Source organism: Photorhabdus hainanensis, assembly GCF_018448965.1.
In the GTDB taxonomy this organism is placed as follows: Bacteria; Pseudomonadota; Gammaproteobacteria; order Enterobacterales; family Enterobacteriaceae; genus Photorhabdus; species Photorhabdus akhurstii.
Map to the genome: position 1 here is coordinate 142,344 of NZ_RCWD01000007.1, position 20,914 is coordinate 163,257.

Sequence of the window (20,914 nt, forward strand, 5' to 3'; positions counted from 1 at the left end):
TTAGGAGCCCATCTCAGCAAATTCTACTGAAAAGACTCACATTTACTCAGAAAATGTGCTGAGATAGGCTCTTCTCGCCAAACCAAAGATCCTCAAAGGTGGCGTAGTATACGCCCTCAATCGCTGACGCTCAAGTCCCGCACAACCAAAGATCCACAAGGATCTTGAAAAAGTTAGCTTAAATCCATCCTCGCTCAGCAAATGAGACACAACATTGCCGGCCAATAACCAGATGATCCAGCACTTTTACACCAACCAAATTACAGGCATCAATCACTTTATCTGTAACAATCTTATCTGCCAAACTCGGCTCTGCATGTCCTGATGGATGATTATGAGCCAAAATAACGGATGAAGCATTCACCTTTATCGCCGATCGGACAATTTCACGAGGATGAACTTCAACTTTATTAATGGTGCCTTTAAACATCTCCTCATGACAGATGACTCTATTTTGATTGTTGAGAAACAACACAACAAATATTTCCCTATCACGCCCGGATAATAGATTTTGCAAATACTCTTGAGTCACACTTGGGCTACTCATAATATCCTCATGCATGAACTGGCTGGAGAAAAAACGCTTTGCCAGTTCTGCAATAGCCTGTAATTGTGCATACTTGGCTAATCCCATTCCTTTATGAGAACAAAAAGTGTCATAATCAGCAGAGAGTAAATGGTACAAGGACCCAAATTCTTTCAATAGAAATTCAGCCATTCGTAAAACAGGAAGTCCTCTGGTCCCGGTACGTAAAAAAATAGCCAGTAACTCAGCATCTGTCAGAGAAACCGAACCATAAGCCAACAATTTTTCTCTGGGAGCTAAATTTGAATATATTTCTCCTGTATTTTCAGCAACATTAAATTCCATATATTCATCTCCCTGCCCGGTTTTACCTGATACAAACAGTATTCCACGCCTTAAACATCAGGGCGAATATCATATTTAGGAGCTGCGTAGCCGCTCGCAAATTTATCCTTTTTTACAATCAAAGTTCAGACTCTGCTCAACTCTGTAATCTCTTGTGATAAAATCTTGGCCCCTTGCAACTTAATATTCGGACACTCATGATGGCAGGACTTTCCGGCAAACAGATTGTGCTCGGTATCAGCGGAGGGATAGCCGCTTACAAAACTCCCGAGCTGGTACGTCGCCTGCGTGATCGCGGCGCACAAGTACGTGTAGTGATGACACCAGCAGCAGAAGCGTTTATTACACCAATGACGTTGCAGGCGGTTTCTGGTCATCCTGTTTCTAATGACTTGTTAGATCCAGCAGCAGAAGCGGCTATGGGACATATTGAACTTGGCAAATGGGCCGATCTAATTATTCTCGCCCCTGCTACCGCTGATTTACTGGCGCGCCTGGTAGTCGGTATGGCAAATGATCTCATAACCACTGTCTGCCTAGCCTCCTCAGCCCCAATTGCCGCAGTGCCCGCAATGAATCAACAGATGTTTCGAGCTCAGGCAACACAACATAATCTCAAGCTTCTTGAAGAACGGGGGGTTCTTCTGTGGGGACCGGATAACGGCAGCCAAGCTTGTGGCGACGTTGGTCCCGGCAGGATGCTAACTCCTATGGCGATTGTTGAACTCGCTGAACAACATTTTCAATCCAGCCAAGACTTAGCTCATCTAAAACTTGCTATTACCGCCGGACCAACCCGGGAAGCATTGGACCCGGTTCGCTTTATCAGCAATCACAGCTCCGGCAAAATGGGGTTTGCTATCGCTCAGGCTGCGGCAACACGTGGCGCAGAAGTCACCCTTATCACAGGCCCCGTTAATTTACCGACACCACCAGGAGTCAAACGAATCGACGTTACCAGCGCTCTGGAAATGAATGAACAAGTACAGGCAGTAGCGGGTTCACAGCATATCTTCATTGGTTGTGCCGCGGTTGCAGACTATCGCGCTAAACAGATTGCCGCCGAAAAAATTAAAAAACAGGGTGATGAGATCACTTTTACCCTGATCAAAAATCCGGATATTGTTGCCAATGTAGCCGCAATGCAAGAAAACCGCCCTTTTGTGGTTGGATTTGCGGCTGAAACCCAGAATGTGGAAGAATACGCACGAAAAAAACTGAACCAAAAACATTTGGATCTGATTTGTGCCAATGATGTATCCCTTACCGGCCACGGCTTTAACAGTGATACTAATGCATTACATTTGTTCTGGCATGAGGGAGAAATCCGCTTACCTCATAGTAATAAGTTATTACTTAGCCACCATTTATTAGACGAGATAGTCAGACGCTATGATGAAAAAAATCGACGTTAAAATTCTTGACCCACGTATCGGGAAAGAATTTCCTTTGCCGACTTACGCCACGCCAGGCTCCGCTGGTTTAGATTTGCGGGCTTGCCTGGATAATGCGGTAGAACTGGCTCCAGGCCAAACAGAACTGCTTCCAACCGGGCTTGCTATTCATATTGGCGATGAACAATTGGCAGCCGTTATTCTGCCCCGCTCCGGCCTTGGACATAAGCATGGCGTCGTTCTGGGTAATCTGGTGGGTTTGATCGATTCTGATTACCAAGGTCAACTAATGGTTTCCGTCTGGAATCGTGGTGATAAAACTTTCACTATCCAGCCAGGCGAACGTATCGCTCAAATGGTTTTTGTACCCGTCGTCCAGGCTGAATTCAATCTGGTAGAAGATTTTGAAGCCAGCGAAAGAGGCAGCGGTGGTTTTGGTCATTCCGGTCGCCAATAAGTCCCCGTAAAACCTAATACCATTTAACCCATTATCATATTCTTTGCTCAACATACCGTTGAGCGGAGAATTACTGATCTATTTGTTTTGCTGTTCTTAACAAGGGTCTTGTCAGACATGGCAGAAAACGAAAATACAAAGAAAAGAAACAGGCGCGAGGAAATCTTACAAGCGCTGGCGCATATGTTGCAATCCAGTGATGGCAGCCATCGAATCACTACCGCTAAATTGGCCGCCAACGTAGGCGTTTCCGAGGCTGCCCTATACCGGCATTTTCCTAGTAAAACCCGGATGTTTGACAGCTTGATCGAGTTCATTGAAGACTCATTAATTTCACGGATTAACCTGATTCTGCAAGACGAGAAAGATACCACGACTCGTATTCGCCTGATATTGATCCTGATTCTAGGTTTTTCAGAAAAAAATCCAGGTCTGACCCGCATCATGACCGGTCATGCTCTAATGTTTGAACAAAACCGGCTGCAAGGGCGCATAAACCAGTTATTTGAACGAATTGAAGTACAGATCCGTCAAGTTTTAAAAGAGAAAAAATTACGTGATGGGCAAGGTTTCAGTTATGATGAGTCGTTATTAGCTTCCCAGTTACTCGCGTTTTGTGAAGGGATGCTATCACGTTTTGTACGCTCTGAGTTCCACTATCGTCCAACGCAGGAATTTGAAGCACGCTGGCCATTATTATTGGCTCAGTTACAATAAGTTGTTCTACTACTCACCCCGCCCGTTATTGGGCGAGGGCTTTTTTTAAAGCTTATCTATCAGATACCGTACTGCGCACGATAGGCTTTTACTGCATCCAGATGATCTTTCATCTCTGGCTGACCACTCAAATAATTAATCAAATCATTTAAGGTAATGATAGAAAACACTTTGCAACCATAATCTCTTTCCACTTCCTGAATTGCCGAGATTTCACCATTCCCACGTTCCTGACGATCAAGACAAATCATCACGCCGGCAAGTGTCGCATTATGCTGCTTGATAATCTCCATAGATTCACGGATAGCTGTGCCTGCGGTAATAACATCATCAACCAAAACAACATTGCCTTTAAGTGAGCTACCAACCAAAGTACCGCCTTCGCCATGATCTTTAGCTTCCTTACGGTTAAAACAATATGGCATATCAATATCATGATGCTCTGCCAGTGCAACTGCCGTTGTCGTTGCAATTGGAATCCCTTTGTAAGCAGGACCGAATAACAAATCGCACTGAATACCGCTATCCAACAATGCTGCTGCATAAAAACGCCCGATTAACGCCAAATCACGCCCTGTATTAAACAGCCCGGCATTAAAAAAATACGGGCTTTTACGTCCTGATTTCAGGGTAAACTCCCCAAATTTCAGTACCTGTTTTCTTAGCGCAAGCTCAATAAATTCGCGCTGATAGGCTTTCATTGGTGTCTCTCCTCTCTCTTAGTCATGGTTATCCGCCATACAACAGGCATAAAAAAGGCGACTATTCCGTCGCCTTGATCAACTTATTATTTTAATGCATTTCTCTGCGCTGCAAAAATATCCTCTAATCCTCCCTTGGCAAGGGCCAATAAGGATAACAACTCATCATGACTAAATGGCTCGCCTTCCGCAGTGCCTTGCACTTCAATCATCCGACCATCTTCCATCATCACGACGTTCATATCAGTTTCAGCGGCGGAATCTTCCACATATTCCAGATCACAACGGCCTTCGCCATCCACAATACCAACAGAGACTGCGGCAACCATTGATTTCAGAGGACTCTCTTTCAGCTTGCCTGCTTCAACCATTTTATTCAACGCATCAGCTAACGCGACACAAGCCCCCGTAATAGAAGCTGTACGAGTACCGCCATCAGCCTGAATAACATCACAATCCAGTGTAATGGTGTGTTCGCCCAGTTTTTTCAGATCAACCGCGGCACGCAACGAACGGGCAATTAAACGTTGGATTTCCATCGTACGTCCTCCCTGCTTGCCTTTAGCCGCTTCACGAGCATTTCGGGTATGAGTAGAACGCGGTAGCATGCCATACTCAGCGGTAACCCAACCTTGTCCCTGACCTTTCAAGAAACGCGGAACCCCGTCTTCAACGGATGCATTACATAACACTTTGGTGTCCCCAAACTCTACTAGAACCGAACCTTCCGCGTGCTTAGTATAATGACGGGTTATAGTAATAGGACGCACTTGTTCTGCCGCTCTTCCTGTTGGGCGCATAGTGTTATCTCCGTTGTTAGATCATTATTGGGGGCGCATTATACGGCCTAACCGGGCTAATGCCTATCCTGCATCTACAACGAGCGTTATAATCTCTTAATCTTTTGTTTAAATTGGGAACGAATCATGATCCGTAGTATGACAGCTTTTGCACGGCGAGATATCAAAAGTAAATGGGGAAATGCGGCTTGGGAGCTGCGCTCCGTTAATCAACGTTATTTAGAAACTTATATTCGCCTACCAGAACAATTCAGAAGCTTGGAACCGGTAATCCGTGAACGTATTCGTTCCCGTCTGACTCGCGGGAAAGTTGAGTGCAACCTGCGTTTTGAACTGGACTCACGTACTCAAGGCGAACTTATCCTGAATGAAACTTTAGCAAAACAGCTAGTCAATGCGGCGAACTGGGTCAAACAACAGAGCAACGAAGGTGAAATCAACCCTGTTGATATTCTGCGTTGGCCTGGCGTTATGGCAGCAGAAGAGCAAGATTTAGATGCTATCAACACCCAATTGTTGCAAGAACTGGATACAACACTGGATGCCTTTATTCAAAGCCGTGAAGCCGAAGGCAATGCACTTAAAATTATGATTGAGCAACGTTTGGACGCGGTGACCGAAGAAGTCAGTAAAGTTCGCCAACAAATGCCTGAAATCATGCAATGGCAACGGGAACGCCTGCAAACCAAACTGGAAGAAGCGCAGGTACAGCTCGAAAATAACCGTCTTGAGCAAGAGTTGGTTTTACTGGCCCAACGTCTTGATGTGGCAGAAGAGCTAGATCGCCTTAATGCCCATGTCAAAGAAACCCGTAATATTCTGAAGAAAAAAGAAGCAGTCGGCCGCCGCCTGGATTTTATGATGCAGGAATTCAACCGCGAATCTAATACGCTTGCCTCCAAATCTATCAACGCCGATATCACTAACTCCGCTATTGAATTGAAGGTGCTAATCGAACAGATGAGGGAGCAGATTCAGAATATTGAGTAAGGTTTCAGGCGATCTCTTCTCGTCTCACAAAGTCTCATGTGGACAAAAAGGCCATTGTAAATCATGGCCTTTTTCGTTTTATATAGTCTCATATCGTATCACTACAGCGCGTGCTTAAAGTGTACTTGTTCAGTTTCAAGTACACGCATTTAAGTACACCCCCTTCTTGGCGTCTATTTTGATAATCCTTGTTTCTCTGTTTTCGAGCAGTCAATTCTTCCGCTTCCAAACGCTTTTCCACCTTCGCCATAACACTATACCTCGTACCTAAATCTGACGATCAGATTTCATTTGTTTCAAACTCAAAAGGCCATTTTAGGCGATTTTTAGTGAAGTCTGATAATCAGAACTCCCATTTAACACAAAAATTTAGCTGTTTTGAAAATCTGTAAAGGCGTTTTGCATCAATTGGATGCGTAAATCGAACAGGTTTTTACGATGAATTCTTTACTTCTAATCAAACTGAAAACAGTCCTTGAATACTGCGCTTTCTCACGAGCTACGCTCTATCGCCAAATCAAAGCAGGCCATTTTCCTGAACCCGTCCGTCTAACTGGCGGCTCTGATGATGCAAATGCTTCTTCTCGTTCAGTCACATGGAGAGAGGAAGAAATACTGCGATGGATAGCTAGTCGCCAGAAAGTACCGCTATCAGAAACAAGAAAAAATTGAGCCACAAAGTTCATTGCTCTAATAGCACGTTATATGTACATCTATATGGATAGTGATTATCTGATTCAATACTCACTATCCCATACCGATAGTTATTTCTGTAAGGGATATAAATGTTACTGAACAAACGCAACATAGATTTTTGTTATTCACATGACGTTGGCAAAAACATCAGAGATCAACAGTTAAAAATGAGGGCTGATAAACTCAGCGTTGTAAGTCGATTTAATAATAGAACCGAGATGAAGGAAACATATACTAAACTTGAAAGTATGAATCATTGTAAATATAAAAAATATCGTGTTCAATATATACTAGAGATGAGAAATCCCTTCGAGCGACTTCATGTCTACTCGAAAGATTTAGGGGATGAGCTACTGGGAAGGGGGTATCTTTACACTCTCCCAAACGCTCCCAGCATCGCTGAAATGAAGCGCTACATGATGGAAAAATATGCAATGCCCGCGCTTGCCTCGAAAAGTCGATAGACTCATTGCAGAGTATGAAACAGAGTTGTTCGATAAACGTACAATCCGGACTCGATGATCACGCTGTGTTTCTCAATTAAGTGACATATTCAGTATAGCGTCAGTTTTCTGATTACTGGAATGACACAGAATTTTTAACGCTCTCGGCCGATCTGGTCTCGCCATACCTATAAGTGACTTACCCGGACAGCCATCCCATTTACCAACGACTGGAGTGTCCTTGATGGACACTCCAGTCAGAAACAAGCCACGATCATAGAAGCAGCAGCACGACTCTCTACGAACTCGTGTACGAAATTACGGTTCACCAGAAAGTCGTTTCCAGACTTTGAGATAATCCTCACCAGATAGCGCCGAATTCTCAGGTCTCAAGCGAGCCCAGTCTTCTGTATTGAGAGATTTCAGATACTCACCCGCTTTACGGGGTGATAACACCATGTCAGCGCCGACTTCCGCATGCACCTTGAAATCTTCGCCTGCACGTTCGGCAATGCTTCTAGGCACGCTATTCATACGCATCAAGACTGCCTCTTCCGTTCTTACACCGTGATAAAGCATAGCCGGTAGATTGTTTAATCTGCGTTTTTCCTCATCTGTCATATTCTCAAAATCGAGCCCTGACGTGGGCATTTTGCTCAGCGCTGAAAGGCCCCAAGCGCCGTTGTTGGCGAGGTCTCTATACACAGCCCTACAAGCTTTCGAGATCTGATCCGTAAGAGTGTCGCCCTCAAAGTAGGTTTTAGCGATGGATTCAATAGACCCACCCGTCACCCACGCTTGAGTGATGTCCGCTAGTTTCCTATGGCTATTGCCTTCCCCCTTACTGATCTCTCTTAATCCGTCTTGCAGCTGCGGAACTCGCATCATGATGCCCATCAAGCTAGGTAAAACGGATTGCGCCTTGTCGCCAAACAAGCTAGTCGGCTCCCAATCTGCGTGAGTCAGTTTGTTCTCAAGATTATTCAAATCCAGCAATGTAGAGCGAACCCCCTCGGGCGAAAAACCTGTTACATCGGCAAGGGAAGCGTTCTCTGGATGCTCCGCGAGCTTACGCACATATCCTTTGGTTGCTTCTAGCAGAGCATCTGCTTTTTCCTGTGACGCTTGATCAGCTTTTGCACGAAGAGAACCAAATCCGTAAGTATTACGTAACAGTTGTTCAGCTTCCCCAATTACTGCGTCGAGATTGCGCTTCTCGTTCCAAAGGTGGGCAATATAACTTCGAAAATCTGCCCATTGTTCTTCCTGAATGACTATCGATAAATCTACCAACTTGCCTGTAGCCTGAAGCTCATCGAGCATCCCTTCAAGTCGAGATACAAGAGATGCTGTGGCATCACTGACGTACTGACGGATCTCGTTAGGCTTGGCACCGGCAGCAATACCAACAACACCAACGCTGTCATGACCAATGCGTCCCGCGCGCCCAGCCAAATTCCAAAATGCGCGGTGCGACATCTCATTGCCATAAGGAAGTTTCCGGGTTGCTAAAAACACCGAAGAAACGGGGAAATTGAGTCCCTGCGCAATCGTTGTTGTAGCGCACATAACACGGATATGCCCCGCCTCTGTAAGCCATTCAATTAGAGAAAGTGCTTCAGCAGGCAAACCAGCATGATGAACTACGACGCCCTTAGAGAGCATCTCTATCAACTCAAAATCCTCACTGATCTCTGTCGCCAGAAAACGCTGTACAAGCTTAATATCATCGGGAATCTGCACATAAGGGTCGAGTTCTGCTGCAACCTTGCGTGCGATACTCCAGGTATCTGAAATTTTTTGAGCGACAGCGATACTCGTACCACGCTTAGAGAAAACCTTGGCCATTGCTACAGCTTGCGTTGCCAATCCTTTAGCATTTGAGTATGTCAGCTTTTGCAATGGACGATTCCCATCAACACAATGAGTCCCTTTTAGGTGAATCGTTCGTTGAGTCGTTGTGAGTGTCTCAAAGCTTAAATGCCAATCACCCCGCTTTTCACCTTTGTGAATGTCGAAAAGGCCCACAATTCGTTCGTTCGGCTGCCATGCTGAAGTCCCTAAACTAATACTTCGTCCACGATCAGCGGCCAACCATTGAGCAAGGTCATCAGCGTTGGGTACAAAAGGCATCAACAATAAGAAATTGGCCCGAGACGATTCTTGCTTAATTGTGGCCAATAGCAGCTCTATTCTCAATCCTCGTGATTCGTCTTCGATATTGTGAGCTTCATCCATCACAACGAGCGCCATCGGTCGAGCAACCTTTTTGTTTCTCATGACCAGCTGAAGTTTTTCAGGCGTCGCAACCAATACCTGGAATGCACGAGCCTCACCTAACAACTCCTCTTCAAAAGCATCTACTTCCACGGCACCGGTTAAAGGTTCTACATGTATACCAATAGGACCGAAGTCCTCGCGAAGACGTCGAGTGATTTGAGAGACAAGCGCACGAGTTGGCGCAACATAAGCTACCCAACCGTCATCCTGATCAAACTGATTGAGAGCCTGTAACATTCGGAACTGGGCAAGTGCCGTCTTTCCACCCGATGTGGGCAGATCCACAATCACCGCTCTGCTTGCCTGATCCAATAAGCCTTGTTCTTGAAGCGCAGCCCTTTGTGGGGGCAACAACTCGAAAAAGCTCCTGTGTTTGGTTACATGAGAAACAAAACGTGTCACACGGGAATTTACTGTATGAGCCACCCACCACAAAGAACCTGCCACCATTTTCCTACTGGTGACATGCAACCAACGCAAAATCATCTCAAGTTGTAGATCTTTAGATGCTTGAGCTGCTTTTTGTGCCGCCTCGAAGTGTTGATCCAGCTGAACATCTATAGCTACAGGCTCTCCCTGAAGCATATACACAGCCAATCTTTCGGTCGCTTTAGCCCAGTGATAGAGTGCCACCAAACGCATGGCGATAGACTGGGCTTCAGCACCTTGAGTTTGTTCTAGCAACACTTTCTCATAGTTGGCCTGGTCATTGCGAAGACCAAGTACAATCTCAGAAACCTGATCGAGGTCGTCCCAACGATTCTTGCGTAGCAAACGAAGCCAGCAATTAAAAATACTATATAGTAGGCGCTTATCCCACGGTACACCGGCTACACTAGGGACGACTAATGCATCATGTTGCTCTTCAAACCAGCGACGTAAATCTGTCCAGCGCTCGCCACAGTAAGCCAACCCAGCAACATGCAAGACATGGAATAGCCTCGCCTCATTATCACGAGGTATTGGCAATATGCGGTAGAAGCCAAATGCCCGGTATGCCCCAGCCTGCGCAACTTCACGGAGATTCTTATTGTCTTGATTTGCTACTGGATACAGCAATGCATCGATACCTTCGATAGCTGCCAGCTCATATGCTGTTGCCACCCGCTCTAGCAAATCTGTATCAAAGTCAACCTGAAGATGATCAAGCAAATTGCCTAAAGCAACATCAACCAAACGCAACTCAGCCATTTCCATTGCCTGAACACGCAATTTGTCGCTAATGGATTGTACAGCCCAATGCTGATCGACCTGTATTAAATGCTCTTGCGAAAGTGTCATGACGCCTCCTGCATGGAGGTTTGAGCAAGCTCAGATAGCGTACTAATTGCGTTAAGAGGGAGATATAAGGCGTACATTTCAATATTGGTCTGCACCGGACAATCAGTAGCCAGCACCCTTGCGCGGCCAGAAATATCCAAAGCATTTGGCGCAATATCGCGCACCAAAATACCATAGACTGCGACATCAGTAGTATTAGAGCTTAGATAGCGCTTGGCTGCACTTTTAAACATTGGTTCCCAATCTGCTCGCGCAGCATGATGCCCCAAATAACGGCAAAGCGCATCTTTCACCTGGCGATTATCGCGTAATCCTTGAAGCTGGCCACCCAAACTAGTCATAACACTGGGTGGCGATTGGTTATGCTCAGAGGTCTTGACTTCACCAAAGGCAAAGCGATAGGGGAATTCCTCGTCATCCACAGGCTGAAAGCCTGTTAAATCACAACCGGCTGGACTAGCATTCGGATTCTTAAGATCGCGCCCAGTTGGCCAAGGAAAAACACAACTTCCTTTATCAGCCACAAAGGCTTCCGCAATGGCTTCGCCCACACGCCAATTATTGGGTACCATATCATCGGCAAGCAGCGCACGAAGTCCTTCTTGCTCAAACTCGGTGCTTACAACACTCCCCAACAACTCCAATAGCTCATCATTGCCCGCCGTATCCTGCAAAATATCCTTAACTGGCCCGGCCAGAATTTCGCTCACTTGCCCATCGTCATAAGACAAACCATGAGCAACGACAGGCGGCACGCCAGTATCGTAGGCAAGCAACGGTACAGGCATAGCCATTACACCAGCTCTCCTTTAAACGATTTGATCTTGGGTTTCACATAAATACGACAAGTATCTGCTTCATTTAACGGCATATTATTTCTCTTCCTTGCTGTCGTCCGAGGCTCCACCTGACCTTACCCAAAGATCAATCTCTTCTGTCTTAAACTTCCAGAACCGGCCTATTCTGTGTGCTGGCATGGCTTTCTTGTTGATCCATGCATACACTGTGTCTTTGCTGACGCCAAGATATTCAGCTATTTCTTCGACAGATAACCAACGGTCTGTAATCACTAGCAGCACCAAAAGTTGGGGAGAATGAGGATAGTATTGAATGCTTACATATGAACCACAAAATGTAAATTAAAATCAAATGGATTTGGCATGATTAAGCAGGAATAAGAAGGAATAGATTAGGTTCTCTACTACACCGTCACTCTCTCGGCGCTAAAGCGCCATACGCTACCTGTATCGCATCTTTCAACACTCACTTCGGGAATCCTCGCCTCCCCTCCAAGCTCCACATACTGAAAAAAGCCTAGTGTGTGCTGTTAATTAAAGGCTTACAAATCCGACATAGCGAGTACCATTGGATCATGCAGGACATATGATGCTCACGCTTGCTCCGTGCAGTCATTGGCATAATCGTTGAACATGATATTGAGCTACTCAATGGGAATACAATTTGGGAGCAGTCGTCGCTCTGCGTTGTTCAATTAATCAGTATATTTAGCATAGCGTTTATTTACGGTGTACTTAAGGGTGTAGTTAATCGAAAAATGGATTAACAAAAACATAGTAAAATCAAAGCATATAGACCATAAGTCAATATTCAGATTCAGCTCAAACGTTCCAAGACTGTTCAAGAGCCCGTATTTAGACGGGCTCTTGAATGCCATAAGGTCTCATATAATTTCATTACTGCATATGTTTGGGGTGTACTTCATTCTTGGCGGTTTCTCTACAAAAACCAGGGTGATGTTTATTAGCTGCTTTTGATAGAAAAGGTCGTTGACCAGCTTAAAAATATTTCCCAGATAAAACACTTAAAGCATCGTAATCTACTCAGCTTTTTGTTGGAGATTGTGTCGGGATTAATTACTTACACCTTCCAACTGAAAAGCCGAACCTGAATTTACATGCTTCTTAGACTGTGTAATAACTCAATTTATTACTATCCTTGGTCATTAACTGCACCAGTTTAGGGTGAACAAATAGCTTCTCTTTCCCAGCCTGAATTTCTCGTAATACTCCAATATCACACAACTGTTTTAAATAGACCGAAGCAGTTTGACGCTTAGCAATATCACACTCAACCAAATTACTAATACGGCAATAAGGTTGTTCAAATATCACCTGCACCAGCTCATGGCTGTAAATTTTAGGCAGGCTTTGTTTTATATACTCGCTGGTGTGTTCAATCAGTTCTCTTACCGCAGCAATTTTATCCGTAGTCCATTTAGCGGTTTGCTCCACTGCGGTTAACATATAGATAATCCACTCTTCCCATTTACCGGCGGCAGTGACCTGAGTGAGCAACCGATAATAATCACTCTTATGTTGTACGATGTAGCGACTTAAATAGAGAATTGGCAGCGTCAAAAGCTGTTGTTCAATAAGATAGAGAATATTAATGATACGGCCAGTACGTCCATTACCATCAGTAAACGGATGAATAGCTTCAAACTGGTAGTGAGCAATGGCCATTTTGATTAATGGATCGATTCCATCTTCTGCATGAAGAAATTGTTCCCAATTGCTAAGTAAATCACGTATCTGAGATTCCCCTTCTGGCGGTGTATAAATAATTTCACCCGTTGCCTGATTACTAAGCGTTGTACCGGGAACTTTGCGAATATTCATATCAACAGCTTTTAGTCGGCTACAAACTTCAATAGCTGTATTGGTGCATAATGGCCGCCGAGTTAATTGTATAAACCCTTCATAAAGTGCGGTGCGGTAGCGTAGTGCTTCTTTCGTTGCAGGATCAGCCAGACTGTCTTCTTGTGCATATTGGAACAGTTTGTCTGAAGTAGTAACAATATTTTCGATTTCTGAGCTGTCTTTTGCTTCCAGCAATGGCAACAAGTTAATGAGTAATCCCTGATTAGGCAACAATTCACCAGCTTGCTTAAGCGCAGCCAGTGCAGCTCTGGCAGGTATACAGGCTTTTAGTACCGCAATGGACTCCATCACCTTTATGGCTGGCGGCAATAAGGGAATAGCATTAAAAGGCGCATCGGGCTGCCATGTCATGTTTATATTTCCTATTTTTTTCGACACGTTGCGAGTATATGTTGACGGCATCGACACGTGAAGATCTCATGTCGATAAAATCGAAAAATTTCGACACGTGTTGGCGATATGTCGATCATATCGACATATGGAAATCGTGCGTCGAAAAGACAAAAAATATCGACGTGTTATCAACAAACGTCGATATCATAATCCATCCCTCACACCATAAAACAGAACTACTCAGCCACCAACCTAATCTTCGCCGCTCTCCACGCGGTAAACAGCGCCAGCAAGGGTGCAATAGCAAATAGCAGGAATAACCAGTATGCAGCGGAAGCTGTCCCCATTACACCGCCCGGTTCATTAAATCCTGAAAGGTTCACCACCATTCCCGCCAACGCGGCTCCAAAAGCAGTAGCGAATAGCTGCACTGTTGTAATTGAAGCGCCAGCAATATCTTTATCTCTATCTGACGAGACCTGTAATATGCGAGTGAGCAAATGGGGCCAGCCAAAACCGATACCAAATCCCACCAAAGTCAGTGCAATCACAATGGGTGTCATCACTTGCCAATGTCCAACTGAGGGCTGTGATAATATCAACGACAAAATCAGCATACCGATTAATACCAATATCGGCCCAATGATAATTGCCCGGCGAATACCCGCTCCACGCCAACCGGCGCTGATTATCTCCGCAATTGTCCAACCGGCTGCCATTGCCGCAGCCATATAACCAGAAATTAGCGGTGACTGACCATGCAATATTTGCAGGAAATACGGAACAAACACTTCGCTAGTCATGCCTACCACCAATAATGAAATTGTGGCAAATAACACAGCATGAGGTGATCCCCAGTGCAATGCGCCATGAGGCAATAGACGTATGACAGAACGTCGTTCGTGACAAATTAGCAATATTATTAATACTAATGCCAGCATAATGCCTGCAAAATTCAGCTTCACACTTTCGGATACACTGCCAGCAGAAACCATCAATACAGCTCCCGCCAATAAAACTAGCTGTACTAAGGGTAACGCTGTTTTATTCCGCTCCTGAAGTTTACCTTTTGGCAAAGTTAAACAAGTGAAGACCGCATACAGCAACATTATTGGCAGCATGATGCCAAAGGCGTAACGCCAAGCATGCATCTCAGCAAAAACACCACCTACAGCAGGGCCAACTAACGTCGCAACTCCCCACATACCGGATATCAGAGCCATCGCCCGCGGCCAAAGCGCCTGTTCAAATACCAGATTGATCATGGCATAGGAGAGTGCGAACAGCAGTCCACCGCCAAAGCCTTGAACAGTTCGCCCGATAAGCATCACCCCCATTGTTGGAGCAAGTGCACATAACAAGCTGCCAAAGAAGAACAACAGCGCAGCAATCAGATAAGCATTACGTGCCCCTTGTGCATTAAGCAGACACGCAGATAATACTGAACCAATAATAGAAGCAACGACGAACAGCGTCGTATTCCAAGCATAAAGGTTCAAGCCCCCAATATCCTGTACAACCGAAGGTAAGATAGTGGTGGCAATTAAGATATTAATCGCATGTAACGCAACGCCTAGCGATAAAACCAAGGCGCTGGCCGCATTTTTACCGGAGAACAAATCGCTCCAGCGGCTTTCATCATTTGTTATCACAGTCATTATCCTGCATTAGCATTGAGTTAATATGAGTCTTACGTTAAATTAAACAAGAATTATCTTGGAATAAATTAAGGTGAGGAAAGGGATTATGTCAAGAAAAAGCTTTGAAAATAGCACAAATATGACTCAATCAGTAGGTGAAAGGTTACTGATGTTATTGAAAACCCGTGGTCCTCAACAAGCTTCCGACGCCGGAAAAATACTAGGTACAACCGGGGAGGCTGCCCGGCAACAGTTTGTGAAGTTAGCTAAGGAAGGGCTAGTGGAAGCTATCGCGGAAGCACGAGGCGTTGGTCGTCCAATACAACTTTGGCATCTGACAGCCACAGGTCATAATCATTTCCCAGATGCGCATGCTGAATTGACAGTACAATTACTCGACACTATCCGCAAACAGTTAGGTGAGAAAGTAGTAGATCTATTAATTGATACCCGCGAGCAGGAAACCCGTATTAATTATCAACAAGCAATGAATGGCGCAGCCAGTCTACAAGAGCGAGTTGAACGGCTGGTTGCCATACGATGCCGTGAAGGTTACATGGCTCAGTGGTCACCTACCGAAGATGGCGCTATTTTGCTGGTAGAAAATCATTGCCCAATTTGTGCTGCCGCTACCGCTTGCCAAGGTTTTTGCCGCGCTGAACTCAACGTATTTCGAGATATACTCCAGGCTCAGGTAGAACGCGTGGAGTATATACTTACCAATTCACGGCGCTGCGCTTATCGCATAACTGGCAACATCAAGCCTGATTAAACTGCTCTGCTACTTTCTCTGCTGCCTTCTCCGTTAAACATAAAAAACAGCGCGCCAGTCAGTAATATCAATCCACCAGATACCATTAAAAGAGATTGAATACTAATATAGTCAGCAATGGGGCCAAACAGCACCATACCTAATGGCAGAGAGCAGGACAGAGCAATCTGAACTAAACTAAATACCCTACCCATCATCTCAGGTTCGACTCTTTCCTGAAAAACCGCGGTTATTGGTGCGTTAAAACAAGGTGTTACCACACCTAAAAAGACATTGATTACTAGATAAAGTGGGAACCAATAGGCATTACCAAGAGCGATCATAAATATGCCAAAAAAGGCGCAAGCTATCGCCGTTATACGCATTTTATTTTTATATTCACTCCAGAAAGAAATCAGCAATCCACCTAAAACCGCGCCGGCACTAAATGTCATTTCATTAACGGCTAAACGCCACGGCTCTTCCCCAAATGTCCGATTAACTAATAAAGGTGTCAGAAATGCAGCCGGACTAATCAGAAAGCAGACACAAATCAGAAAAATCAAAAGATTTCTGATTAATTTATTCTCTTGCAGATAACGAAAACCCGCTAAGATTGCCTGAAATTTATTATCCGGCATGGAATCAGAAGCAATTTTAGGAATAGGAATAAACGCAACAATACTGATGCCGATAATGGCAGTCGTTACGTCCACCAAGAAAATATTTTCAATTGAAGTTTGAGAATATAAAAAGCCGCCAATAGCAGGAGATGCCAACATCATCAGTGAAGTCAGAGACGTATTAATACCATTGACCCGCAATAATTTCTCTTTCGGCACAAGTTGAGGAATAATAGCACTAACAGCCGGCATCTGGATGCCCGTCCCGAATGAGCGGACAATCAACGCGACAAATAACAACTCAATGCTCTTAAATCCGAGCATAAAAGAGATAGCTAAACCAAGAGTGACTAATGCAATTGCTGCATCAGAGGCAATACTGAGCAACTTACGGCTATAAGTATCCGCCCAGACACCAGCAAATAAGGAGATCAATACCTGAGGAAGAAATGCACAGAGTACCGAAATAGCCAGCATTTCTCCCGATGACGTATTTAAGGTGATATACCAGACGATAGAGAACTGGACAATGGAAGACCCCAGTAGAGAAATGGTTTGAGCTGATAAAAATAAAGCCGTTTTACTTTTCCAACCTGGAAGTAATGCACTCATTTTAACTATGCCCCTTAAAGCCTAGGAGGCGTAGTGTCTGGAAATAATTATTCAAACACAAACTCCTCTAGTTCTTTGATTGTTGGTGCGCCCGCAGCACCAGTACGGTTAACAACAATGGCAGCAACACGATTGCCAAGCTCAACAGCATCTCTTAACGACATTCCCCGCGACAAACCTGCAAGCATGCCACTACTATGAGCATCACCAGCGCCGATGGTATCCACGACTTTTACTTTATAAGCAGCGACATATTCTGGGTCATGATCAGGCAGGCATATCCACGTACCCTGTGAACCTAACCGACAAATAATCGTGATTTTTCTTTTACTGGAATAACGGCTAGCTTGAACAACAGGATCGCCTTCCCCACACAATATGGCAACTTCATTACGACTCAGTGTCAGAATGGTCCGGTCAGCAGGTAATGCATCAAGGAAAGTAGGATCTATTTCTGGTAAACGTGGGCCAAAATCCAGCAATAACGTCTGCCCAGATGGTGACGCCAGTAACCAGTCACATAAAATCGCCGTTGATTCACCTGCCATGACATAACCGCTGGAGTAGATATATCCCTTTTCTGGCAAAGCCAAAGAAGAGAGCATTGCCCTATTCCAGTCAACTTCACAACCACTTACGGAGACAAAACTTCTTTCACCATCCGGTTCAACCATCGCCAAACACCAACCATTATCAAGATAGGAATGGGTCAATGCAGCCTCAAGCCCAAGGGCTTGCATCTCTTTGGCGACCTGCCTACCCCAGTATCCGTTACCAACTGGTATGCCATTGATCACAGGAATTTGCAGGCGGACTAAGGCCCGAGCAACATTAAAACCAGAACCGCCAATCTGCCGATCAATTTCTTTAGCCTCCTGATCTTCCCCACTGCGAGGAAGCTTCGGTAAACTAAGAACAATATCTCCCGCCGCCGCACCAATTACAGTAATTGGTAATAAATCCCTCATCAGGCTCTCCTTTTTATTGGCCCCAAAAACCATAACGCCATTAAATTGAAAAAAACGGGTAAATAGCCTAGGGAAGGAAACTTGCAACAATTATTTCTGGATTCAAATATATAAGAAACACTTACAGTTTAACATTGATCAGGTTCAATAAAAGCCAGCTTGTATTAATTATGTGATCCCAATGTGATTGCGCATTCACTCTATCAGGCATAAATATCTATCTTTAATTAAACAGTCTATGATTCCTATCGTTTCCCTTATTTCAGCGATTAAAGATATTGCTTAGTGCCCAGAAAACCACCTTTGCTACCATTCAGACCAATTCTGTATGAAACAGTAACACGTAATTATTATTGTTAAAATATATGGAAACTGCTGGAAAAAGTTGATGAATTCATGAAATTAGCCCCATGAAGACAACCCAAAATAATGAAAAGGCAAAATGTCCTAATATTAGTAAAAATTATTTATTCGGCGAAAATATTAGCGCATTTATGACAAGTAACGACAAATAAAATAGCTCTATTGGGATAAACCATGAATCGACCATATTGTATTTTCATTGTTGTGCTATCGGTATAAGATAGATTTTCATAATCTCTATATTCTTGATACACAAATCAAACGTATCATGATAAATAGAAACCTAACCCATTGAACATAAATATAAAGTTTATTTAGTTGGTTATTAGTCATCATTATTTATCTATTTATAATCATAAGTTTTATTGCTGTTCTATATAACTGGATTATTAATTAACAAATTATTTATCAACCCTGAAAATTACTTTTATAGGAAATTCTATTTTGAAAACAAACATTATTATTCAGTCAGCAAAACAACGACCTGATTTAAAGAGTGCTTCTGATGAAATTTTCCATAAAAACTGGCCTTTATTCATGCAGCATTCTTCAATAGAGGAGCAATGGGATGAATTATTTGAGCCAGATTTCAGCCATTTTCAGAAAGTTGCTATTTTGCAACAAGGGGAAGAGCAGAAATTAATTGGTGCGGCCAATTCGGTACCTTTCCCTTGGGAAGGCGATCCATTGGAGCAACTGCCGGATAATGGTTGGGATGAAGTTTTTCGCAGAGGCATGCTTGCTCGTGGAAAAACAGTCACAAAAATATTGTCGGCATTATCAGTAACGGTAGCACCTGAATTTCGTGGCAAGAATATACCGGAATTGCTTATTGGCAGCTTAAAGCAAACGGCTATTGAGGCAGGGTTTAAAGCATTAGTTGTTCCCGTAAGGCCGACGTTGAAAAAACACTATCCATTGCAAGATTTTGTACGATACTGTGGATGGAAAAATGATAACAATGAACCTTTTGATCCTTGGATTCGGGTACACTGGCGTCTGGGAGCGAAGATTATTCGACCGGCTATGCACTCAATGCATATAGATGCCACACTTGATAAATGGCAGGAATGGCTAGGAATGAAATTCCCCGAAAGTGGTCAGTATATTATTCCGAGTGGCTTAGTACCGCTGATGGTGGATATACAACAACAAATGGGTTATTACATTGAACCCAACCTATGGATGTTTCACAACTTGCATGATTCAGAATTATTGCGATAACCTCGGTTGATTAATATGAAAATAAACTTTTCATATTAATCACAGTAGGAAATACGGGTGTTCTTGATGTGCCTATTTTTATGCTCGTTTAACGTATTAATCTCTCAGCATGGGTATAAATAGTCGCTTTACCGGGTTTACAAAAACCAACCAAGGTTAAATGACATCGGTCAGCAATTTCTACAGCTAATGAAGTTGCTGCTGAAACCGCAAACAGAATCTCAACACCACAAACGGCTGATTTTTGTACCATCTCATAACTGGCACGGCTGGATACCAAAACAGCGCCTTGCTGCCAGCCTGTTTTCGCCTTCATGCCTAGCATTTTATCCAGTGCAACGTGACGACCTACATCCTCACATCCCCCCAATAATTTACCTTCCGGATCAATCCAACTTGCCGCATGAGTGCAACCTGTTAATGCCCCGACATCCTGAACGTTGGTCAGTTGAGAGAGGGCGTGATCAAGCTGGCTTAACGAAAAGGTTTGAGTAAAAGGCAACGGGGAAATCGGGCGAAAAACATCAGAAAGTTGTTCTGTTCCACAGATGCCACAGCCTGTTCGTCCAGCCAGATTACGTCTGCGCTCTTTCAAACTCGCAAACCGGCGGCTAGAAAGTTCGATTTGCAACTCAATACCGCCATTACAATGAGCGATAATATCAATGCCGCGAATCTCGTGTTGAGATTCAATAATGCCTTCGGAAAGCGAAAACCCAATAGCAAAATATTCGAGATCTTTAGGGCTTGCCATCATTACGACATGTGAAATACCGTTGTAAACTAAAGCAACAGGAACTTCTTCTGCAATCCAATCAGCTTTTAATGTATCAAGATGGTGCTTTTGTTGTACGTTCGTTCGTGTTGCCCCCTTGATCACACCAAATGGTAACAATTTCCCTGATTTTACGTTATACATTAGATGAGTTCCTAATAGTGTTACGACATAATAATCGTGTGAAAAAAGAGTCTATACTATTTGTCAGGCAATAAATCTGATCCCACTACGGAAAGTGGTTTTAATAAAAAAGAACACATTCAAAATTTTTCCCATGATGGAATGGATACTGTTTAAGACAATGTGAGTGA

Annotated in this window: 19 protein-coding genes and 1 pseudogene; 9 read left to right on the plus strand and 11 right to left on the minus strand. The window is 44.0% G+C overall.

Translation table 11 applies throughout. The features are described 5' to 3' along the window. Nucleotides 1–178: 178 nt before the first annotated feature. Complete coding sequence (radC, locus tag EAE92_RS06575) at nt 179–871, minus strand: RadC family protein (protein ID WP_214067493.1); 693 nt, start codon at nt 869–871, stop codon at nt 179–181. A gap of 197 nt (nt 872–1,068) precedes the next feature. Here radC and coaBC point away from each other — a divergent pair, with 197 nt between their 5' ends. The 3 genes from coaBC to slmA all read left to right on the plus strand — a co-directional run bounded on the left by coaBC (nt 1,069) and on the right by slmA (nt 3,439). Beyond that, on the plus strand, nt 1,069–2,286 hold the full coding sequence (coaBC, locus tag EAE92_RS06580) for a bifunctional phosphopantothenoylcysteine decarboxylase/phosphopantothenate--cysteine ligase CoaBC (RefSeq protein WP_214067494.1): 1,218 nt from the start codon (nt 1,069–1,071) through the stop codon (nt 2,284–2,286). Next, complete coding sequence (dut, locus tag EAE92_RS06585) at nt 2,264–2,722, plus strand: dUTP diphosphatase (RefSeq protein ID WP_036811181.1); 459 nt, start codon at nt 2,264–2,266, stop codon at nt 2,720–2,722. Before coaBC ends, dut begins: the two co-directional genes overlap by 23 nt. Nucleotides 2,723–2,839: 117 nt before the next feature. Then, nucleotides 2,840–3,439 carry a nucleoid occlusion factor SlmA gene (gene slmA / locus EAE92_RS06590; RefSeq protein WP_036778585.1) on the plus strand — a complete coding sequence of 200 codons (600 nt, stop codon included), beginning with the start codon at nt 2,840–2,842 and terminating at the stop codon, nt 3,437–3,439. Between the two features lie 59 nt (nt 3,440–3,498). On the opposite strand, the gene pyrE is transcribed toward slmA, so the two are convergent. Further along, nucleotides 3,499–4,140, minus strand: coding sequence for an orotate phosphoribosyltransferase (pyrE, locus tag EAE92_RS06595; RefSeq protein ID WP_214067495.1), 642 nt, complete (start codon nt 4,138–4,140; stop codon nt 3,499–3,501). An 86-nt stretch (nt 4,141–4,226) separates the two neighbouring features. Beyond that, nucleotides 4,227–4,940: a ribonuclease PH gene (rph, locus tag EAE92_RS06600; RefSeq protein ID WP_214067496.1), complete on the minus strand. Its 714-nt coding sequence runs from the start codon at nt 4,938–4,940 to the stop codon at nt 4,227–4,229. Between the two features lie 126 nt (nt 4,941–5,066). Here rph and EAE92_RS06605 point away from each other — a divergent pair, with 126 nt between their 5' ends. The 3 genes from EAE92_RS06605 (at nt 5,067) to EAE92_RS06615 (ending at nt 7,090) form a co-directional block, all read left to right on the plus strand. Then, complete coding sequence (locus tag EAE92_RS06605) at nt 5,067–5,930, plus strand: YicC/YloC family endoribonuclease (RefSeq protein ID WP_214067497.1); 864 nt, start codon at nt 5,067–5,069, stop codon at nt 5,928–5,930. Between the two features lie 438 nt (nt 5,931–6,368). Further along, nucleotides 6,369–6,602 carry a helix-turn-helix transcriptional regulator gene (locus tag EAE92_RS06610; protein ID WP_110091041.1) on the plus strand — a complete coding sequence of 78 codons (234 nt, stop codon included), beginning with the start codon at nt 6,369–6,371 and terminating at the stop codon, nt 6,600–6,602. A 113-nt stretch (nt 6,603–6,715) separates the two neighbouring features. Beyond that, nucleotides 6,716–7,090, plus strand: a complete 375-nt coding sequence (locus EAE92_RS06615; RefSeq protein ID WP_246545039.1) for a hypothetical protein — start codon at nt 6,716–6,718, stop codon at nt 7,088–7,090. 297 nt (nt 7,091–7,387) lie between these two features. Here the strand turns inward: EAE92_RS06615 and EAE92_RS06620 are convergent, their stop codons facing one another. The 3 genes from EAE92_RS06620 to mads1 all read right to left on the minus strand — a co-directional run bounded on the left by EAE92_RS06620 (nt 7,388) and on the right by mads1 (nt 11,700). Beyond that, nucleotides 7,388–10,630 carry a DEAD/DEAH box helicase gene (locus EAE92_RS06620; RefSeq protein WP_214067498.1) on the minus strand — a complete coding sequence of 1,081 codons (3,243 nt, stop codon included), beginning with the start codon at nt 10,628–10,630 and terminating at the stop codon, nt 7,388–7,390. Next, complete coding sequence (locus EAE92_RS06625; protein WP_214067499.1) at nt 10,627–11,424, minus strand: hypothetical protein; 798 nt, start codon at nt 11,422–11,424, stop codon at nt 10,627–10,629. The genes EAE92_RS06620 and EAE92_RS06625 overlap by 4 nt, the downstream gene beginning before the upstream one ends. A 78-nt stretch (nt 11,425–11,502) precedes the next feature. Beyond that, the gene (gene mads1, locus EAE92_RS06630; RefSeq protein WP_214067500.1) at nt 11,503–11,700 is read right to left on the minus strand and encodes a methylation-associated defense system helix-turn-helix domain-containing protein MAD1; all 198 of its coding nucleotides are present in this window, start codon (nt 11,698–11,700) and stop codon (nt 11,503–11,505) included. Nucleotides 11,701–12,401: 701 nt separating this feature from the next. On the opposite strand from mads1, the pseudogene EAE92_RS25370 reads away from it, so the two are divergent. Continuing rightward, nucleotides 12,402–12,556 (plus strand): annotated as a pseudogene (locus tag EAE92_RS25370) (IS982 family transposase); the annotation flags it as partial. Here EAE92_RS25370 and fic read toward each other — a convergent pair. Beyond that, nucleotides 12,553–13,662: a protein adenylyltransferase Fic gene (gene fic / locus EAE92_RS06635; RefSeq protein ID WP_214067501.1), complete on the minus strand. Its 1,110-nt coding sequence runs from the start codon at nt 13,660–13,662 to the stop codon at nt 12,553–12,555. The pseudogene EAE92_RS25370 and the gene fic sit on opposite strands and share 4 nt — an antisense overlap. A 218-nt stretch (nt 13,663–13,880) precedes the next feature. Further along, nucleotides 13,881–15,296 carry an MFS transporter gene (locus EAE92_RS06640; RefSeq protein ID WP_214067502.1) on the minus strand — a complete coding sequence of 472 codons (1,416 nt, stop codon included), beginning with the start codon at nt 15,294–15,296 and terminating at the stop codon, nt 13,881–13,883. Nucleotides 15,297–15,390: 94 nt separating this feature from the next. Here EAE92_RS06640 and EAE92_RS06645 point away from each other — a divergent pair, with 94 nt between their 5' ends. Next, on the plus strand, nt 15,391–16,056 hold the full coding sequence (locus tag EAE92_RS06645) for a helix-turn-helix transcriptional regulator (RefSeq protein ID WP_214067503.1): 666 nt from the start codon (nt 15,391–15,393) through the stop codon (nt 16,054–16,056). Here the strand turns inward: EAE92_RS06645 and EAE92_RS06650 are convergent. Together EAE92_RS06650 and EAE92_RS06655 are read right to left on the minus strand one after the other, a co-directional pair. Further along, a complete protein-coding gene (locus EAE92_RS06650) occupies nt 16,053–17,270 on the minus strand; it encodes an MFS transporter (RefSeq protein WP_214067504.1) in 1,218 nt (405 codons plus the stop codon). The genes EAE92_RS06645 and EAE92_RS06650 overlap by 4 nt on opposite strands. 47 nt (nt 17,271–17,317) lie before the next feature. Then, the gene (locus EAE92_RS06655; protein WP_214067505.1) at nt 17,318–18,238 is read right to left on the minus strand and encodes a carbohydrate kinase family protein; all 921 of its coding nucleotides are present in this window, start codon (nt 18,236–18,238) and stop codon (nt 17,318–17,320) included. A gap of 807 nt (nt 18,239–19,045) precedes the next feature. Here EAE92_RS06655 and EAE92_RS06660 point away from each other — a divergent pair. Then, nucleotides 19,046–19,825, plus strand: a complete 780-nt coding sequence (locus EAE92_RS06660; protein WP_214067506.1) for a transferase — start codon at nt 19,046–19,048, stop codon at nt 19,823–19,825. Between the two features lie 88 nt (nt 19,826–19,913). Here EAE92_RS06660 and fdhD read toward each other — a convergent pair whose 3' ends face one another. Continuing rightward, nucleotides 19,914–20,744 carry a formate dehydrogenase accessory sulfurtransferase FdhD gene (gene fdhD, locus EAE92_RS06665; protein ID WP_214067507.1) on the minus strand — a complete coding sequence of 277 codons (831 nt, stop codon included), beginning with the start codon at nt 20,742–20,744 and terminating at the stop codon, nt 19,914–19,916. Nucleotides 20,745–20,914: the final 170 nt, after the last annotated feature.

Excerpts from the sequence above, each read along its gene's own strand:
- EAE92_RS06645 (WP_214067503.1), top strand. The coding sequence starts at position 15,391 with ATGTCAAGAAAAAGCTTTGAAAATAGCACAAATATGACTCAATCAGTA.
- EAE92_RS06625 (WP_214067499.1), bottom strand. The coding sequence starts at position 11,424 with ATGGCTATGCCTGTACCGTTGCTTGCCTACGATACTGGCGTGCCGCCT.
- fic (WP_214067501.1), bottom strand. The coding sequence starts at position 13,662 with ATGACATGGCAGCCCGATGCGCCTTTTAATGCTATTCCCTTATTGCCG.
- rph (WP_214067496.1), bottom strand. The coding sequence starts at position 4,940 with ATGCGCCCAACAGGAAGAGCGGCAGAACAAGTGCGTCCTATTACTATA.
- EAE92_RS06605 (WP_214067497.1), top strand. The coding sequence starts at position 5,067 with ATGATCCGTAGTATGACAGCTTTTGCACGGCGAGATATCAAAAGTAAA.
- pyrE (WP_214067495.1), bottom strand. The coding sequence starts at position 4,140 with ATGAAAGCCTATCAGCGCGAATTTATTGAGCTTGCGCTAAGAAAACAG.
- radC (WP_214067493.1), bottom strand. The coding sequence starts at position 871 with ATGGAATTTAATGTTGCTGAAAATACAGGAGAAATATATTCAAATTTA.
- dut (WP_036811181.1), top strand. The coding sequence starts at position 2,264 with ATGATGAAAAAAATCGACGTTAAAATTCTTGACCCACGTATCGGGAAA.
- coaBC (WP_214067494.1), top strand. The coding sequence starts at position 1,069 with ATGATGGCAGGACTTTCCGGCAAACAGATTGTGCTCGGTATCAGCGGA.
- EAE92_RS06620 (WP_214067498.1), bottom strand. The coding sequence starts at position 10,630 with ATGACACTTTCGCAAGAGCATTTAATACAGGTCGATCAGCATTGGGCT.
- EAE92_RS06650 (WP_214067504.1), bottom strand. The coding sequence starts at position 17,270 with ATGAGTGCATTACTTCCAGGTTGGAAAAGTAAAACGGCTTTATTTTTA.
- EAE92_RS06615 (WP_246545039.1), top strand. The coding sequence starts at position 6,716 with ATGTTACTGAACAAACGCAACATAGATTTTTGTTATTCACATGACGTT.
- EAE92_RS06655 (WP_214067505.1), bottom strand. The coding sequence starts at position 18,238 with ATGAGGGATTTATTACCAATTACTGTAATTGGTGCGGCGGCGGGAGAT.
- slmA (WP_036778585.1), top strand. The coding sequence starts at position 2,840 with ATGGCAGAAAACGAAAATACAAAGAAAAGAAACAGGCGCGAGGAAATC.
- fdhD (WP_214067507.1), bottom strand. The coding sequence starts at position 20,744 with ATGTATAACGTAAAATCAGGGAAATTGTTACCATTTGGTGTGATCAAG.
- EAE92_RS06610 (WP_110091041.1), top strand. The coding sequence starts at position 6,369 with ATGAATTCTTTACTTCTAATCAAACTGAAAACAGTCCTTGAATACTGC.